Annotated in this window: 11 protein-coding genes and 1 pseudogene; 7 read left to right on the forward strand and 5 right to left on the reverse strand. The window is 65.8% G+C overall.

What is annotated here, in order from left to right:
• Positions 1 to 30: 30 nt before the first annotated feature.
• The gene (locus tag ACTUWL_RS10705; RefSeq protein ID WP_021078484.1) at positions 31 to 666 is read right to left on the reverse strand and encodes a LysE family translocator; all 636 of its coding nucleotides are present in this window, start codon (positions 664 to 666) and stop codon (positions 31 to 33) included.
• A gap of 238 nt (positions 667 to 904) precedes the next feature.
• Here ACTUWL_RS10705 and ACTUWL_RS10710 point away from each other — a divergent pair, with 238 nt between their 5' ends.
• The 3 genes from ACTUWL_RS10710 to ACTUWL_RS10720 all read left to right on the forward strand — a co-directional run bounded on the left by ACTUWL_RS10710 (position 905) and on the right by ACTUWL_RS10720 (position 4,290).
• Positions 905 to 2,704 carry an adenylate/guanylate cyclase domain-containing protein gene (locus tag ACTUWL_RS10710; RefSeq protein WP_021078485.1) on the forward strand — a complete coding sequence of 600 codons (1,800 nt, stop codon included), beginning with the start codon at positions 905 to 907 and terminating at the stop codon, positions 2,702 to 2,704.
• A gap of 60 nt (positions 2,705 to 2,764) precedes the next feature.
• On the forward strand, positions 2,765 to 3,424 hold the full coding sequence (locus ACTUWL_RS10715) for a hypothetical protein (RefSeq protein ID WP_021078486.1): 660 nt from the start codon (positions 2,765 to 2,767) through the stop codon (positions 3,422 to 3,424).
• Positions 3,425 to 3,513: 89 nt separating this feature from the next.
• Entirely contained in the window at positions 3,514 to 4,290 is a 777-nt protein-coding gene (locus ACTUWL_RS10720; RefSeq protein WP_146160389.1) for a hypothetical protein, read from the forward strand.
• 12 nt (positions 4,291 to 4,302) lie between these two features.
• Here the strand turns inward: ACTUWL_RS10720 and ACTUWL_RS10725 are convergent, their stop codons facing one another.
• Positions 4,303 to 5,250 (reverse strand): alpha/beta fold hydrolase, encoded by a 948-nt coding sequence (locus ACTUWL_RS10725; RefSeq protein WP_021078488.1) that lies wholly within the window; start codon positions 5,248 to 5,250, stop codon positions 4,303 to 4,305.
• Between the two features lie 219 nt (positions 5,251 to 5,469).
• Between ACTUWL_RS10725 and ACTUWL_RS10730 the strand changes: the two genes are divergently transcribed.
• A complete protein-coding gene (locus tag ACTUWL_RS10730; RefSeq protein WP_021078489.1) occupies positions 5,470 to 5,943 on the forward strand; it encodes an Hsp20 family protein in 474 nt (157 codons plus the stop codon).
• Between the two features lie 83 nt (positions 5,944 to 6,026).
• On the opposite strand, the gene ACTUWL_RS10735 is transcribed toward ACTUWL_RS10730, so the two are convergent.
• A complete protein-coding gene (locus ACTUWL_RS10735) occupies positions 6,027 to 6,797 on the reverse strand; it encodes a hypothetical protein (protein WP_021078490.1) in 771 nt (256 codons plus the stop codon).
• A gap of 489 nt (positions 6,798 to 7,286) precedes the next feature.
• Here ACTUWL_RS10735 and gltB point away from each other — a divergent pair, with 489 nt between their 5' ends.
• Both gltB and ACTUWL_RS10745 read left to right on the forward strand, forming a co-directional pair.
• Positions 7,287 to 12,038 carry a glutamate synthase large subunit gene (gene gltB / locus ACTUWL_RS10740; protein WP_021078491.1) on the forward strand — a complete coding sequence of 1,584 codons (4,752 nt, stop codon included), beginning with the start codon at positions 7,287 to 7,289 and terminating at the stop codon, positions 12,036 to 12,038.
• A gap of 137 nt (positions 12,039 to 12,175) precedes the next feature.
• Complete coding sequence (locus ACTUWL_RS10745) at positions 12,176 to 13,633, forward strand: glutamate synthase subunit beta (RefSeq protein WP_035651013.1); 1,458 nt, start codon at positions 12,176 to 12,178, stop codon at positions 13,631 to 13,633.
• Between the two features lie 178 nt (positions 13,634 to 13,811).
• Here the strand turns inward: ACTUWL_RS10745 and ACTUWL_RS10750 are convergent, their stop codons facing one another.
• The gene (locus ACTUWL_RS10750; RefSeq protein WP_021078493.1) at positions 13,812 to 15,569 is read right to left on the reverse strand and encodes an outer membrane beta-barrel protein; all 1,758 of its coding nucleotides are present in this window, start codon (positions 15,567 to 15,569) and stop codon (positions 13,812 to 13,814) included.
• 189 nt (positions 15,570 to 15,758) lie between these two features.
• Between ACTUWL_RS10750 and ACTUWL_RS10755 the strand changes: the two genes are divergently transcribed.
• Positions 15,759 to 16,769: a KpsF/GutQ family sugar-phosphate isomerase gene (locus tag ACTUWL_RS10755; protein WP_021078494.1), complete on the forward strand. Its 1,011-nt coding sequence runs from the start codon at positions 15,759 to 15,761 to the stop codon at positions 16,767 to 16,769.
• A gap of 72 nt (positions 16,770 to 16,841) precedes the next feature.
• On the opposite strand, the pseudogene ACTUWL_RS10760 reads toward ACTUWL_RS10755, so the two are convergent.
• Positions 16,842 to 17,383 (reverse strand): annotated as a pseudogene (locus tag ACTUWL_RS10760) (carboxymuconolactone decarboxylase family protein).
• Positions 17,384 to 17,428: the final 45 nt, after the last annotated feature.

Here is a 17,428-nt window from a genome sequence, read left to right on the forward strand (position 1 = left end):
CCACCTCGCTCGAAAACGCTCTGGCGACCGCTAGCGCGCCTCCAGCATGGCGACGCGGACGCCGAGATAGATGAACAGCGCGCCGAGCGAGCGGTTGATCCAGCCGATCGCGCCCGCCGATTGCCGGATGCCGCCGGCGGCCTTCGCCGCAAAGGCCGCGAGGCCGAGGCACCAGAGCGTGCCGCCGGTGATGAAGATCAGCCCGAGCACCAGGAAGGCGAGCGTCTTATGGGCTGAGTCCGCCGCCACGAATTGCGGCAGGAAGGCCAGGAAGAACAGCGCCACCTTGGGGTTGAGGATGTTGGTCAGGGCGCCCTGCCAGAACACGCGCGAGATCGAGGTCTCGCCGGCCTGCCCCGCGACCTCCGCGATCGGCTTGGTGCGCGACAACAACATCTGCAGGCCGGTCAGCACCAGATAGGCCGCGCCGATCAGCTTGACGGCCAGGAATGCGGTCGACGACGCCATCAGCAGCGCCGACAGCCCGATCGCGGCACCCAGCACGTGGACGAGGCAGCCGCAGCTGATACCGATTGCTGCAGCCGCACCGCCGCGCCACCCGAGCTGAATCGTGCGCCCAATGATATAAGCGGTATCCGGCCCGGGCGTGACGTTGAGCAGCAGCCCGGACAGGACAAACAACCAAAGTTCGTGAATTCCCAGCATGCGGCGAGATTAACCTATGTAAGTAACGAACCGGAAAGGACGGTCAGCCAAGCTGCGCCATCCCAGCGACACACGAATTCGGTAGAGAAACGGACTGTACGATCCGTTGGTCGCATGCCAATTCCTGCTACAATGCATTATAGGTGCCCGTAAACCGAGCTTCCGCCGGACCCGAGCTGTCTTGTAAGTATCGGATTCGGTCACCTCGGCTAAGTGGCCATTCCAGGGCACGGGAGACATGGAAAGACGGCTCGCTGCCATTCTTTGCGCTGATATCGCCGGCTATTCCCGCATGATGGGCGTCGACGAGGCGGGGACGCATGCCTCGTTCAAGGCGCACCGCAGCGCGATCTATCCGATCATCCTCAACCATGGCGGCCGGATCGTCAAAAACACCGGCGACGGCTTCCTGCTGGAATTTCCGAGCATCATCGGAGCGATCGAGGCCGCCGTCGCAATGCAGACCCTGATGGCCGAGCGCAACGAACATTTGCCGGCCGACCGCGCCATGCATTTCCGGATGGGCGTCCACATGGGCGACGTCATGGCCGACGAGGACGAGGTGTTCGGCGACGACGTCAACATCGCCGTGCGTCTCGAGACGGTGGCATCGCCCGGCGGCATCGCGGTGTCGGACAAGGCCCGCACCGAGGCGGGGCGGCGGCTTGCCGTGACGCTGACCGATGCCGGCCCGCATCGCTTCAAGAACATCGCCGAGCCGGTCAATGTCTGGACCTGGGCACCGGCCGGATCCGATACCCAGGAGCACACGCCGGAAGACGGGCCGCGTCTGCCGGGGCAATACCGGACCGCGATCGTCGGCGTGCTGCCGTTCGACAATCTGAGCGGCAGCGCCGACGAATATTTTTCGGACGGCCTGACCGAAGATCTGATCCATGCACTGTCGCTGCAATCCTTCTATCGCGTACTGAGCCGCAACTCGACCTTCGCCTACAAGGGCAAGAACGTCTCGACGCGCCTGATCGCCCGCGAGATCGACGCCACCTATCTGATCCAGGGTTCGGTGCGGCGCGCCGGCAACAAGATCCGCGTCACCGCCGAGCTGATCGCGCCCGAGAAGGGCGAACAGCTGTGGACCGGCCGCTACGACCGCGACATGGGCGACCTGTTCGCGATGCAGGACGAGATCACCGCCAACCTCTCCGCCGCGGTCGCGCAGGAGATCTACCGCGCCGAAGCCTCGGCGCCGGCCCGCTCGCCGAACTCCGAGCTGACCGCGTGGGATCGCTTCCTGAAGGGCCTGTCGCACTACTATCACCAGACCAAGGCCGATAGCGAAACCGCGATCGCGCTGTTCAAGGAGGCGATCGAGCTCGATCCCGCGCTGTCGATCGCGCGCGCCTATCTCGCGCTGATCCAGATCCAGAGCGTCCAGTTCGGCTGGATTCCGAGCACGCGCGAATTGTGGGCCTCGTCGGTCAGCCTGGCCGAGAGCAGCGTCCGGCTCGATCCGCGCTCATCGTTCGCATTTTCGCTGCTGGCCTATCTGCACGCGATGCAGGGCCACTACGAAGCCGCGATGGATGCCATCAAGCGGGCAATCGAGCTCAACCCCTACGACATGGGCGCGCGCGGCGTGCTCGGCATCTGCCACATGGTGATCGGCGATCATCGCCAGGCAGTCGAGCTGTTCTCGACGGCGGTCCAGCGCGGCAACAGCGACCCGCGTTATCAATGGGGCGCCTTGAACGCGTTCAGCCATTACCTGCTCGGGCAATATGACGCATCGCTGTCGTGGTCGCGCGAAACGCTCTACCTCAACCCGAACCATCTGCAGGGCCTTGCGGTGCGCGCCGCCGCGCTCGCCCAGCTCGGCCGTGTCGACGAAGCCGCGCAGGCGGCCGAGGCGCTACTCGCCAACCATCCCAAGCTGACGGTCGAACGTCACTTGCGCAATTTCCACTGGAAGAACCCGGCCGACATCGCGCATTATCGCGACGGCCTCTTGAAAGCCGGCCTCCCCTTCGGCAAACTCGCTCTGGTTGCATCCGCGTCGAAATTCGCCGTCGATTCCTGAGCGAATTCATTCACCGGTAACGGATGCTTTCTAGGCTGAAGCTTTTCAGGATGTGGTTTGATGTCCGATACGGCTGCAAGCGCGGCGCCCGCCCCGCAGGTCTCCCCTGACAATCCCTGCCCGTTCCTGCGCGCGCTGGTCGCCGGCAATTATGTCGGCGGCCACATCGTGCCGCTACCGCAGCTGACCGCAACCATCGACCGCGCCACCGGCAAGACCGGCCTTGCGGCGCTCAGCGCCGGCGCCAAGATCTTCATGGTCGCGCAGATGGCCAACGGCATCAGCCCGTTCAGCCAGATGCGCAGCCTGTTGCAGGGCGCGATCCTCGACCAATTGCGCAACGGCCCGCTCGACAAGCACGGCGCCGGCTCGCGCATCCTCGACCAGCATGCCGTCGTGCATGAAGACGAGATCGCGCGGCTTGCCACCTTCGGCTCGGACTACAAGGCCTCCGACGGCAGCGTCGAACGCGGGCTGTCGGCCGCCGAGATCAAGACCTTCATGGCGGCGAACTTCCAGCGCGCCAAGGACCAGCATCCGCCGTCCTACGCCATCCTGCACTGCTACTATCCGCTGCTGATGCTCGGCGAATGGCCCGTACTGCTCGACATCATGGGCAAGGGCGAAGGCAAGGACCGCTATCTCAGCGTCGCCGAAGTCAGGACCCTGTTCGTCGAGCAGCGCTTTCCCGACCGCATCGTCGCGCTGCTCAACGGCTGAGTTCCCGGGACGCAGTTGCGTCCGGAATAGGGGATGCCGCAATCGCCCTGCTGTCTACAGCGGATCGAACCGCGATCAGATGCAGCGGCTTGTCGGTATTCGGCATAAGAATTCTTAATGAAGGAACGGTCAAACTCTCGCCGGCAAACCTCCGAGGACGGCCGGCAATGCAAAATCAACACTCCGATCTGGTCGAGCGACTGTCGCAGCTCGCGCAAGCGATGGCTGAAGGGCAGAGCAAGGGCATGTTCCGGTGCGAAGACATGATCTCCGCCACGGCTGCTTTCGTCGGCGAGTGCGCGATGCGCAATGCCGACGAACTCGATGTCGACAACCATCCGTACGCGCCCGGACGCGCGATCTTCTCCCAAAGGATCAACATGGTGCTGTCCGGCGATCGCACCGACTGGCGGGAGGTCCCGATCACGAGCACGTTCGGCGCCCTCTACGGCATCCTGACCCATGCGGGCGCGCCGGGCGGCGCCTGGGATCCGCGCATCTTTCCGGACATTGCGGGGATCTATCAAAGCTATGCCGCGGCACGCGGACCGAACGCCCCAGCAGGCCAATGGGGATTCGTCCCGCTCGGCGTCGCACCGGGCCATGCGCCGAAAATGCCGCCCCTGCGTGCTGCGTTCGAGCTGCGCCGGCTCGCCTTTGCCAACCGCACCGCAGCTTTCCCCAGCCGCACGGACCTGTCGACCGTGTCTCAGCTCGCCCTCGTGAAGGTGCTGACCAAAACGCGACGCGCCATCGCGGAAGCCGTAGCGATCAAGCTCGCCTTCGAGACCATCAACGGCATGGCAAAGACCGCGCCGGTGCTGCTCAAGCATATGCAGCCGGGCGGGCAGCGCGCCGCATCGTGACCGCTCCGCTGCTCACTTGAACAGCGGCGTGCCCGGCACGAAGGCATCGAACGCCGCCCAGAACTGCGCGCGGTAGCGATCCTGCTCCTGCAGGATCTCGTGCTTGGCGCCGGCGATCACGAGATGCGAGCCGGCGCGCAGATGGTAGGCGAACTCCTCGATCGCCGCCGTCGACACCACCTCGTCATTGCTCGCCGCCAGCATCAGGATCGGCTGGCGGATTTCGGAGGGATACGACATGCCGCGGAAGGTGCGCATCGCGGTGAACGCGGTGTCGGCCCAGGCGATCGTCGGCGCGGCGATGCCGAGCGTCGGGTCTTCTTCCAGGATCGCCGCGTTGCGGGCGTGGCGCACCGGATCGCTGGTTACGGGATTGCCGATGAAGGGCGCAAGGCCGACCAGTTCGCTGTTGCCGCCCGGGATGTAATTGCTGCCCTGTCCGGTGAGGCGCATGATCCGAAGCAGCGCGCTCGGGAAGAAGGAGACGCGGCCGCGCGGCAGGTCGATCATCGGTGCCGACAGCACCATGCGATCGAACCAGCGCTTGCCGGCATGCGCGATGCGCAGCATCACCGCGCCGCCCATCGAATGCGCCAGCGCGAAATAGGGCGGCGGGCAATCCGGCAGCACCACCTGCTGGACGAAGGCTTCGACGTCGGTCTCGTAGTCGGCGAAGTTGCGCACATAACCCTTGCGTGGGTCGCGCAGCCGCCGCGACGAATGGCCCTGGCCACGCCAGTCGATCATCGCCACCGCGAAGCCGCGGTCCCGCAGATCGCGCACGGTCTCGAAATATTTCTCGATCATCTCGCCGCGCCCGCTGAACACGCAGACCGTGCCCTTGCGGCCGGGGGGCGGCGCCCAACGCGCAAAGCGCAGCTCGGCTCCGTCTGATGTTTTGATAGTGCCGCTGACCACGTCGTCCGGAACCGGGTTGGCGGGAATCGAGACGAGCGTCATGCGGGAGACCGACGTGGTGAGACAGGGTGGAGATCAAGGACGCCGGCGCCAGAAAAGCGACGCGGTTTCCGCCTCTTGAACGCGACGTGACCCCTCCCATATCACCCTAGTGCAGGCCGCTACCAGTGTTTCGGACCCGAAACATCAGGCTGCACACATCTAAGCCCGGCCCGATGGCGGGCGGGTAACTGAAACAGTCGCTCACTGGAGGACTATTCTATGCGTAGCTACGACCTCACTCCGTTCTATCGTTCCACCGTCGGCTTCGACCGCCTCTTCAACCTGCTCGATCAGGTGACTTCGGACGGCAGCCCCGGCTATCCCCCCTACAACATCGAGCGCACCGGCGAGAATGCTTACCGGATCAGCGTCGCGGTCTCCGGCTTTTCGCAGGCCGAGCTTTCGATCGTCGCGAAGGAGAACACGCTGACGATCAAGGGCGAGAAATCCGCCAACGAGAACTCCGGCAACGGCGCGGAAGTGCTCTATCGCGGCATCGCCTCGCGCGCCTTCGAGCGCGTCTTCCAGCTTGCCGACTTCGTGCAGGTGAAGAACGCCTCGCTCGAGAACGGCCTGCTTCACGTCGATCTCGTCCGCGAGATTCCCGAGGCCAAGAAGCCCCGCAGCATTCCGATCGGCGGCGGCGAGAAGGCCCCGCAGGTGGTCGACGGCTCGGCGAAGGTCGCGGCCTAAGCAATGCCCCCCGCGTCAGCAGATATTGGCTGAACGCGAAAACGCCCCGGGAAACCGGGGCGTTTTTTTGCGGCCGGTTGCCGCTATTCCAACCCCTGTACCTTCGGCATCTCCTGCGTCGGCAGGATCGCAGGCGCAGGCGCCGCCGGCGGTGACGCGGCCCGACCGACGGTTGGGACCTCGGCCTGCTGAACGGCCTGCGGCGCCGCCGCCTGGGTCTCGGCGGGCCCTGGCGCTGCCGCGGCCTGCTCGGCTGGCGCAGGTACTGCCGCCTGGGTAGGCACGGCAGTCTGCGGCACGGCGGCCTGGGCCGCTGCGGCAGGAGCCTGCGCCTTGGCCGCAAGCGGGCTCCGCTTCGGTACCGGCACGCGGCTTGCGACATGCGGAATCGGGAGCGGCGGCCGTGGCACCCTCGCCTGGATCGGCCGCGGCATCGGGCCGACCGGGCCGTAGGTCGCGCTCATCTCCTCCTCGTAATTGTCGCCGAGCCGATAGGCCGGGGTAAAGCGGACGATGTGCCCGTCGCGGGCGTCGATCACCAGCCGGCCGTCGTCGCCGCCCTGGTCGATCACCGAGATCGTGTAGACGAAGCCGCGCTGCTGCGGGGCGCCGAGCGGCAGGTAGCCGTTCTCGCGCAGCACGGTGTAGACCTCGACCGGCGGCAACAGGCTCGGGACGCGGCCGAAACGCGGCGGCGGCGGAACCTCGGGCATCGCCGCGTAGGGGCCGTCGATGTCGGATACCCTGACGAAGGACGGGCTGCCGGCCCGAGCCGAGGTCACGAGCTGCGCCTCGGCCGAGGCTGCGCTGAACGCGAGAGCGGCGGCAGCGACCGAACCTGTGAACAACTTCATCGCCGTAACTCCTGTCTGGCCCGACTTCAGGAGCTTTCCGCTCTCTTGCTGGCTTGTCCGCGATGAAATTTCGGTTTGAAATCCGGCAGTCCTTGGTCGCTCCTTGGGCCAGATCACGGCGTGTTTGCTTCGAATCGGGGGCGCGGCGGGGGCCCCCGAGCCGTTCGTTCCGAGCATGCGGGCGAGGACTTCCTCGCGCTTGTGTGATAGACAAAAATTTGGCAAGGTCGATGTTAGGACAGCAAGGCTGTCTCAATTTCGAGGCCATCCCGGCATGGGGATTGCAACGAGAACCTTCGCGAGGAGGTCCTCGGCGCCCCGGGCTCCGAGAATGCTGCAGGCAGGGCCGTTCCGCAGGGAACGTTGAAACGCCCGTCGCCTGAATTTAGGAAAATGCGGCTCGCGGCGGACGAGCGGTGGCCCGGTGGGTGCCGCAACGTCCAAGGTGCGCCAAATAGGGTGAGGCCCCTTACGCAAGGGAGAGGACACATGAGCGGGTCGGAATTCGAGCGCGAAAACATCGTGACAGGTGCGCTGTCGGCGACCGCGGACTCGAAAGCCGCCGAACCCGCCCGCGAGCTCCACCCGCTTGAACTTCATACTTGGCGTCCGGAAGCCGAAGGCCTGTTCGATCCGAGCCTGGAAAAGGACTCCTGCGGCGTCGGCTTCATCGCCAACATCAAGGGCCAGAAGTCGCACCAGATCGTCTCCGACGCGCTGAGCATCTTGTGCAACCTCGAGCATCGCGGCGCCGTCGGCGCCGACCCGCGCGCCGGCGACGGCGCCGGCATCCTGGTGCAGATCCCGCACGCTTTCTTCGCGCGCAAGACCTCCGAGCTCGGCTTCAAGCTGCCGCAGCCCGGCGAATACGCCATCGGCGCGCTGTTCATGCCGCGCGATGCCGCGTGGCGGAACGTGATCAAGAGCATCATCGCCGACGAGATCAAGAACGAAGGCTTCAAGCTGCTCGGCTGGCGCGACGTGCCCAGTGACAATTCCTCGCTCGGCGTCACCGTGAAGCCGACCGAGCCCTATCACATGCAGGTCTTCATCGGCCGCAATGGTGCGGCCAAGACCGAGGACGATTTCGAGCGCCGGCTCTACATCCTGCGCAAGTCGATCTCGCAGGCGATCTATCAGCGCCGCGACCGCGGCATGGCCGGCTACTATCCCTGCTCGTTCTCGTGCCGCACCGTGATCTACAAGGGCATGTTCCTCGCCGACCAGCTCGGCAAGTACTATCCCGACCTGCACGAAGCCGATTTCGACAGCGCGCTGGCGCTGGTGCATCAGCGCTTCTCGACCAACACCTTCCCGACCTGGTCGCTGGCGCATCCCTACCGGATGATCGCCCATAACGGCGAAATCAACACGCTGCGCGGCAACGTCAACTGGATGGCGGCGCGGCAGGCTTCGGTGCATTCGGAGCTCTATGGCAAGGACATCAGCCGGCTGTGGCCGATCTCCTATGAAGGCCAGAGCGACACCGCCTGCTTCGACAACGCGCTCGAATTCCTGGTGCAAGGCGGCTATTCCCTTCCGCATGCTGTCATGATGATGATTCCGGAAGCGTGGGCCGGCAATCCCTTAATGGATGAGCAGCGTCGCGCCTTCTACGAATATCATGCCGCGCTGATGGAGCCGTGGGACGGCCCGGCTGCGATCGCCTTCACCGACGGCCGCAAGATCGGCGCGACGCTCGATCGCAACGGCCTGCGCCCGGCGCGCTACCTCGTCACCAAGGACGACCGCATCGTGATGGCGTCCGAAATGGGCGTCCTGAAGATTCCGGAGGACCAGATCGTCACCAAGTGGCGGCTGCAGCCCGGCAAGATGCTGCTCGTCGACCTCGAGCAGGGGCGCCTGATTCCGGACGACGAGATCAAGGCCGACCTCGCCAAGAGCCACCCCTATAGCGACTGGCTGCATCGCACCCAGATCCAGCTCGAGGAGCTGCCAGACGCGCCGGCCAAGGGCGTGCGCTCGAACCTCCCGCTGCTCGATCGCCAGCAGGCGTTCGGCTACAGCCAGGAAGACATCACCATCCTGATGACGCCGATGGCGTCCACCGGCGAGGAAGCCGCCGGCTCGATGGGCAACGACACGCCGATCTCGGCGCTGTCGGACAAGCCGAAGCAGCTGTTCACCTACTTCAAGCAGAACTTCGCCCAGGTGACCAACCCGCCGATCGATCCGATCCGCGAGGAAATCGTCATGAGCCTCGTCTCGATCATCGGGCCGCGGCCGAACCTGTTCGACCTGCAGGGCGTCGCCTCGACCAAGCGCCTCGAAGTGCGGCAGCCGATCCTGACCGATGCGGACCTGGAGAAGATCCGCTCGATCTCCGACGTCGCCGAGACCCACTTCAAGTCGCGCACGCTCGACACCACTTTCCACGCCGGCTTCGGCGCGGCGGGCATGGAGCAGGTGCTCGACGAGCTCTGCGCGCGCGCCGAGGGCGCGGTGCGCGAGGGCATCAACATCATCATCCTGTCGGACCGCATGACCGGCACCGACCGGATCCCGATCCCGTCGCTGTTGGCCTGCGCCGCCGTGCATCACCACCTGATCCGCACCGGCCTGCGCACCTCGGTCGGCCTGGTGGTCGAATCCGGTGAGCCGCGCGAGGTACATCACTTCGCCTGCCTCGCCGGCTACGGCGCGGAAGCGATCAACCCCTATCTCGCGTTCGAAACCATCCTTGCGATGAAGGACCGGCTGCCCGGCGCGCTCGACGACTACGAGATCGTCAAGCGCTACATCAAGTCGATCGGCAAGGGCCTGCTCAAGGTGATGTCCAAGATGGGCATCTCGACCTACCAGTCCTATTGCGGCGCGCAGATCTTCGACGCGGTCGGCCTCAAGGCGGACTTCGTCGCCAAGTATTTCGCCGGCACCCACACCAGGATCGAGGGCGTCGGCCTCGGCGAGATCGCCGAGGAGACCGTGCGGCGCCACACCGACGCGTTCGGTGACGGCCAGATCTACAAGACCGCGCTCGATGTCGGCGGCGAATATGCCTACCGCACCCGGGGCGAGGACCATGCCTGGACCGCGGAATCGGTCTCGACCCTGCAGCATGCCGTGCGCGGCAACTCGCAGGAGCGCTACCGGGCGTTCGCCAAGATCCTCAACGAGCAGTCCGAGCGCCTGTTGACGCTGCGCGGCCTGTTCCGGATCAAGAGCGCCGAGGACGACAAGCGCAAGCCGGTCAAGCTCGAGGACGTCGAGCCGGCCAAGGACATCGTCAAGCGGTTCTCGACCGGTGCGATGTCGTTCGGCTCGATCTCGCGCGAGGCGCATACGACGCTCGCGATCGCGATGAACCGGATCGGCGGCAAGTCGAACACCGGTGAGGGCGGCGAGGAGTCCGACCGCTTCAAGCCGATGCCGAACGGCGACAGCATGCGCTCGGCGATCAAGCAGGTCGCCTCGGGCCGGTTCGGCGTGACGACGGAATACCTCGTCAACTCCGACATGATGCAGATCAAGATGGCGCAGGGTGCCAAGCCCGGCGAAGGCGGCCAGCTGCCCGGCCACAAGGTCGACGCGACCATCGCGCGCGTCCGGCACTCGACGCCGGGCGTCGGCCTGATCTCGCCGCCGCCGCATCACGACATCTACTCGATCGAAGACCTCGCCCAGCTGATCTACGACCTCAAGAACGTCAATCCGGACGGCCAGGTCTCGGTCAAGCTGGTGTCCGAAGTCGGCGTCGGCACGGTTGCCGCCGGCGTCGCCAAGGCGCGCGCCGACCATGTGACGATCGCGGGCTTCGAGGGCGGCACCGGTGCCTCGCCCCTCACCTCGATCAAGCATGCCGGCTCGCCGTGGGAGATCGGCCTTGCCGAAACCCACCAGACGCTGGTGCGCCAGCGGCTGCGCAGCCGCATCGCGGTGCAGGTCGACGGCGGTTTCCGCACCGGCCGTGACGTCGTGATCGGCGCGCTGCTCGGCGCCGACGAGTTCGGCTTCGCCACCGCGCCGTTGATCGCCGCCGGCTGCATCATGATGCGCAAGTGCCACCTCAACACCTGCCCGGTCGGCGTCGCGACCCAGGATCCGGTGCTGCGCAAGCGCTTCACCGGCCAGCCCGAGCACGTCATCAACTACTTCTTCTTCGTCGCCGAGGAAGTCCGCGAGATCATGGCCCAGCTCGGCTACAAGACGTTCGACGAGATGGTCGGCCAGGTCCAGATGCTGGACCAGACCGCGCTGGTCTCGCACTGGAAGGCCAAGGGCCTCGATTTCTCCAAGCTGTTCGTGCGGCAGAAGGAGGAGAAGGGCCAGACGATCTATCACTCGGAGAGCCAGAACCACCATCTGGAAGCCGTGCTCGACCGCCGGCTGATCGAGCAGGCGCAGGCCGCGCTCGATCGCGGCGCGCCGGTCAGGATCGAGGAAGAGATCAACAACACCGATCGTTCCGCCGGCGCGATGCTGTCGGGCGCGGTGGCCAAGATCTACGGCCATGCCGGCCTGCCGCTCGACACCGTCCATGTCGGCCTGAAGGGCACCGCCGGACAGGCGTTCGGCGCCTGGCTCGCCAAGGGCGTCACCTTCGAGCTCGAGGGTGAAGGCAACGACTATGTCGGCAAGGGCCTCTCGGGCGGCTGCATCATCGTCAAGCCGCCGAAGATCTCCGGCATCGTGCCGGAAGAGTCGATCATCGTCGGCAACACCGTGATGTACGGCGCGATCGCGGGCGAATGCTACTTCCGCGGCATCGCCGGCGAGCGCTTCGCGGTGCGCAACTCCGGCGCGGTCGCGGTCGTCGAAGGAGCCGGCGATCATTGCTGCGAATACATGACCGGCGGCATCGTGGTCGTGCTCGGCAAGACCGGGCGCAACTTCGCGGCCGGCATGTCCGGCGGCATCGCCTATGTGCTGGACGAGGCCGGCGACTTCAACAAGCTCTGCAATCTGTCGATGGTCGAGCTCGAGCCGGTGCTGTCGGAAGAGATGATCAACGCCGACACCTACCACCACTCCGGCGATCTCGAGGCGCATGGCCGGGTCGACGTGTTCCAGAACCTGCTCGACTCCGACGTGGAGCGGCTGCATGTCCTGATCACGCGTCACGCCAAGCTGACCGGCTCGAGGAAGGCGGCGGAGATTCTCGCCAACTGGAAGGCCTGGCTGCCCAAATTCCGCAAGGTGATGCCGGTGGAGTACCGCCGCGCGCTGAAGGAGATGAAGGCCAACGCCGACGCCGAGCCGAAGATCGCGATCGGCGCCTAAGTCACACCACGCGCCATTCCGGGCCGCGCCTGGCGCGAACCCGGAATTGCGCAAAGCCACTTCGAGACTTCGGGTCTGCGCCCCGCGGCGCAGCCCGGAACGACGGAACAACTGAGATGCAGGGGCATCGGGTTTCAATGGGTAAGATCACAGGTTTTCTCGAGATCGAGCGGCATGACCGCAAGTACGAGCCGGTCGCCGATCGACTCAAGACCTTCAACGAGTTCGTCATTCCGCTGAGCGAGAAGGACACGCGCGACCAGGCCGCGCGCTGCATGAATTGCGGCATCCCCTATTGCCACGGCACCGGCTCGGTCCAGCCGGGCACGCCGGGCTGCCCGGTCAACAACCAGATCCCCGATTTCAACGACCTCGTATATCAGGGCAACTGGGAAGAGGCCTCGCGCAACCTGCACTCGACCAACAACTTCCCCGAATTCACCGGCCGGATCTGCCCGGCGCCGTGCGAGGCGTCGTGCACGCTGAACATCGACGACAACCCGGTCACCATCAAGACCATCGAATGCGCGATCGTCGACCGCGCCTGGGACAATGGCTGGCTGAAGCCGGAGATCGCTCCCCAGAAGACCGGCAAGAAGGTCGCCGTGATCGGCTCCGGCCCCGCGGGCCTCGCCGCAGCCCAGCAGCTCGCGCGCGCCGGCCACGAGGTGCATGTCTACGAGAAGTTCGCCAAGGCCGGCGGCTTGCTGCGCTATGGCATTCCCGACTTCAAGATGGAGAAGGGCATCATCGACCGCCGCGTGGCGCAGATGGAAGCCGAGGGCGTCACCTTCCACTACGGCAAGGCCGTCGGCGGCAGCACCCCGGGCGCGATCGATCCGCAGGAGCTGGCCAAGCAGTATGACGCCGTGGCGCTGACCGGCGGCGCGGAAGCCCCGCGCGACCTGCCGATCCCCGGCCGTGATCTTTCCGGCATCCACTTCGCGATGGACTTCCTGCCGCAGCAGAACCGCCGCGTCTCCGGCGAGCCGCTGAATGGTGCCGCCGACATCCTCGCCGGCGGCAAGCATGTCGTCGTGATCGGCGGCGGCGACACCGGATCGGACTGCATCGGCACCTCGTTCCGTCAGGGCGCGAAGTCCGTCACCCAGCTCGAGATCATGCCGGCGCCGCCCGAGCACGAGAACAAGGGCCTGACCTGGCCGAACTGGCCGCTGAAGATGCGAACCTCGTCGAGTCAGGCCGAAGGCGCGGTGCGCGAATTCGCCGTGCTGACCACGAAGTTCGAAGGCAAGGACGGCAAGGTCAGCAAGCTGCATTGCGTCAAGGTCGACGACAAGTTCAAGCCGCTGCCCGGCACCGAGTTCACGCTCGACGCCGAGCTGGTGCTGCTGGCGATGGGCTTCGTCCATCCGGTGCACGAGGGTCTGCTCAAGACGCTCGGCGTCGAGCTCGACCAGCGCGGCAACGTCCGCGCATCGCTGCAGGACTACCGGACCTCGCGCGCCAAGATCTTCTCGGCCGGCGACATGCGCCGCGGCCAGTCGCTCGTGGTGTGGGCGATCCGCGAAGGCCGCCAGTGCGCGCGCTCGATCGACGGCTTCCTGATGGGCAAGACCGACCTGCCGGGGTAAGCCCTCGGCAGACACGTCGAACTGCATCTCACAAACGCTGCTGTCATCGCCCGCGAAAGCGGGCGATCCAGTATTCCAGAAACGTCAGAGATTGAGCCGAGAGGCCGCGGCGTACTGGATGCCCCGCCTGCGCGGGGCATGACAGTTCACGCGTGGTTCGACTTGCGTATCCTCACCGCTAGTTCTGCACCCGCACGCCCAGCATCACGACCGTCGATGCCGAGCTCTGTCCGGCCAAGTTCGAATCCAGCCAGTCGCGGCGCAGGGTGCCCTTGATCCACAGGCTGCGGGTCATCTTGTAGATCAAATCGGCCGACACCGAGTAGATCGTGTCGTTGCGGTTGTCGCCCTTGTACTCGAGCGTGCCGTAGCTGAACTTGCCGATCGCGGTCAGCCAGCGGCGGAAGTCGTGGTCGACCTCGATGGTGTAGGTGCGCGACAGCACGCCGGAGGTGCCCGGCAGCGTGGTCTCGCCGAGCTGGGTGTCGGAATAGAATTTGGCCGTGGTCAGCGGCGTCGCGGTCCAGGTCAGTGAGGCCGTGGTGAGCAGGCCTTCGAGCCGGTTGAGCCTTGTGTCGGCGTAGTCGCGCATCGCGTAGCCGATCGAGACTTCGCCGAACAACAGCCGGGTGAACTCGAACGAGGTGCCGGCCTTGGCATAGCCGCCCGATGAATCGCGCGCGTAGCCGGCGCGGTCGAGGAAGAGATCGTGGACGCGGCTGTCGCCCTGCACCTCGATGAAGGGCTTCACCGCCGGGTTGAGCTCGTAGCTGACGCGGCCGACGCCGCCATATTGGGTGAAGTTGCGGTCGTCGTTCGACGACGAGGTGCCGTCGGTCAGCTTCGACCATTGGTAGTCGGTGCGATCGACGGTGGCGCCGAGCGAGACCTGCATGCGGTTGAAATTCTGGTCGATGCCGAAGGTGCCGCCGACCGTAGAGTAGAGCGGATATTTGGCGAGGCCGGCCTGCACGTTCGGGCTGCCGGGATTGTCGGTCGAGACCAGCATGCGGGCCTGCGCCGTGAGATGGGTGTCCCTCGAGACATCGAGACGGCCATCGATATGGCCGGTGAAGCTCGGACGGTCGACGTCGAGCGGTGCCGACAGCGGCGTGCCGTCAATCTGCGTCAGCTGGGAGCCGTAGCCGGTGAAGGAGCCGCGCAGATCGGCGACCACGGCGTGACGCTCCCAGTCCGAGATCGCGACGAATTCCGGCGCCACCATGTAGAACGCCTTGCCCTGCGGCGAATTCAAGCGGCCCGGATTGGTGTCGTAGCCGGCCATCACCTCGACCGCGGTCTTGACCATGAACGAGCCGGCGTAGTCGCCGACCGCGCCGAACGGATCGTCGTCGATCTTGAGCCGCTTGCGCGGCGGCTGACCGACGATGGTGCCGGCCATCGCCGGCGGCAGCGGCGGCTTGTTGGCGGTCTCCGACGGCGGGATCGACAGCCGCAACTGCCCGGCCGCGGTCAGCGGCGGCGGCGGCGGCACCGGCGAGCCGGGTCCCGGCGGCGGCTTCGGCTTGGCCTGGCCTGGATAGTATTTCGGCTTCAGGCGTTTGCGATTGAGCGCGTCATAGCCCGAGGTCGCGGCGCCATTGGCGGCCGGAAGACCGTAAGTCGGGACCTGCCCGACACGGTCCGAGGTTGAGGTTGATGTCGACGACGGCAAGGCTCGCCGGCTCGGATCGGCGTCCGGCAATCTGAGGCCGTTGAGCGGATCCATCGCGTCGGCGGTGGTCCGGCGCAGCGGCGACTCCGGGTTGATCACCTGGCTCTGCCGGTTGGGGCTGAACAGGTCGGGCGTCACGGTCTGGGCACTGCTGAGCCCGGTCGTCGCGATCAGCTCAGGAGCAGTCAGCAAAAGACATGGCAAAGCCACGCGAACGAGACGTCCGCGCCGATTTGGGCCGCTTGCTGGCCGCCGCCACACGATGGAAATACTCCAACGAATTCATATACTTGACATACGCATCTCGCCGGGCGGCGAAAAACGTCGTTAATGGAGTTAAAACAATTATGGTTAATGAGCCGTTGAGGATCCGCCGCCGCGCGTCGCGTCGCGGAATCGAACGTGCTAAGGGAGATGCCCGGGTGCAAAACCCCTCCCCTGGAATCCGAAATGGCCAAACCGAAACCGCTGATGACCAAATCATCCGGCCCCGATGACGGCGCCGTTCAGTCGGCGCTCCGCACCCTCGATGCCGAAGCCAGCGGCGTCGCTGCGCTCTCCGCGGCACTCCGGTCCGATCTCGGCGCGCCGTTCACGGCTGCATCCGAGCTGATCTGCAAGGCCAAGGGACGGCTGATCGTGACCGGGCTCGGCAAGTCCGGCCATATCGGGCGCAAGATCGCCGCGACCTTCGCCTCGACCGGCACGCCGGCGTTCTTCGTGCACGCGGCGGAAGCGAGCCATGGCGACCTCGGCATGATCACCGCCGACGACGTGATCCTTGCGCTGTCATGGTCCGGCGAGCAGCCCGAGATGCGCAACCTGATCGCCTATGCGGCGCGCTTCGGCATTCCTCTGATCGCGATGACCGCCGACAAGGACTCGACGCTGAGCAAGGCCGCCGACGTGCAGCTGACGCTGCCCAAGGCCCGCGAGGCCTGTCCGCACAATCTTGCGCCGACCACGTCTTCGCTGATGATGCTGGCGCTCGGCGATGCGCTGGCAATCGCGCTGCTCGAGGGCCGCGGCTTCACCTCGACCGATTTCAGCGTGCTGCATCCGGGCGGCAAGCTCGGCGCGCTGCTGAAATATGCCCGCGACCTGATGCACACCGGCGACGCGCTGCCGTTGAAGCCGCTCGGCACCAAGATGTCGGACGCGCTGGTCGAGATGACGTCGAAGGGCTTCGGCTGCGTCGGCATCGTCGACAGCCACGGCCATCTCGCCGGCATCGTCACCGACGGCGATCTGCGCCGGCAGCTGACGCGCCCCGACCTGCTGACGCTGTCGGTCGACGAGGTCATGACCAGGACCCCGAAGACGATCGGCCGCGACACGCTGGCCGGCGAAGCGCTCGAGCTGCTCAACGCCTCCAAGATCACGACGCTGATCGTGACCGATGCCAAGAAGCCGGTCGGCATCATCCATCTGCACGATCTGCTGCGCGCCGGCGTGGCGTAGGTTCCTCCGTCATTCCGGGCTCGCCGCTTCGCGTCGCCCTCAGATGCGCAATTGCGCACCGGGGAATGACGCTCACTGCGGAAACCGCGCCGCGGTCGCCTCCAGCGGCAGGGCGAGCGCGTTGGCGAGGTAGGAGACGGTGCGGTAGAAGCCGCACAGCAGGATGATCTCCAGCACCTGATCGTCGTCGTAGTGTGCTGACAGCGCCGCGAACTCCGCGTCGTCCAGCGTCGCACGCGCGTGCAGCGCATCGACCGCCGCGATCAGCGCCTGTTCGGCCGGCGACCAGCAATCGGCATCGGCGTTGCCGCGCACGGTGGCGTGGACCTGTTCTTCCGACAGCCCGGCCGCGGCGCCGAACGCCGTGACATGCACGCCCCATTCATATTCGCAGGCGTTGAGCGCGCAGGTGCGGTCGATCACGATCTCGCGGTCCCGCAAGGAGAGCGGCCCGCGGTCGAGCAGGCTGCCGCCGCGAAACTTCTCCCACGCGCGCGGATGGCCGGCCATCGTGCGGAACAGCACCAGCGGCGGCTTGCCGCGCATGATGCGGTCGAAATGTGCTGTTGAACGTCCGCCGCATAGGGCGGATCGAGCGGCGCGATGCGTGACATGGGCTGATCCTGTTGCTACATTTAATGTAGCGATACGCTACAATA

It is taken from the genome of Bradyrhizobium sp. WCU1 (assembly GCF_053474805.1).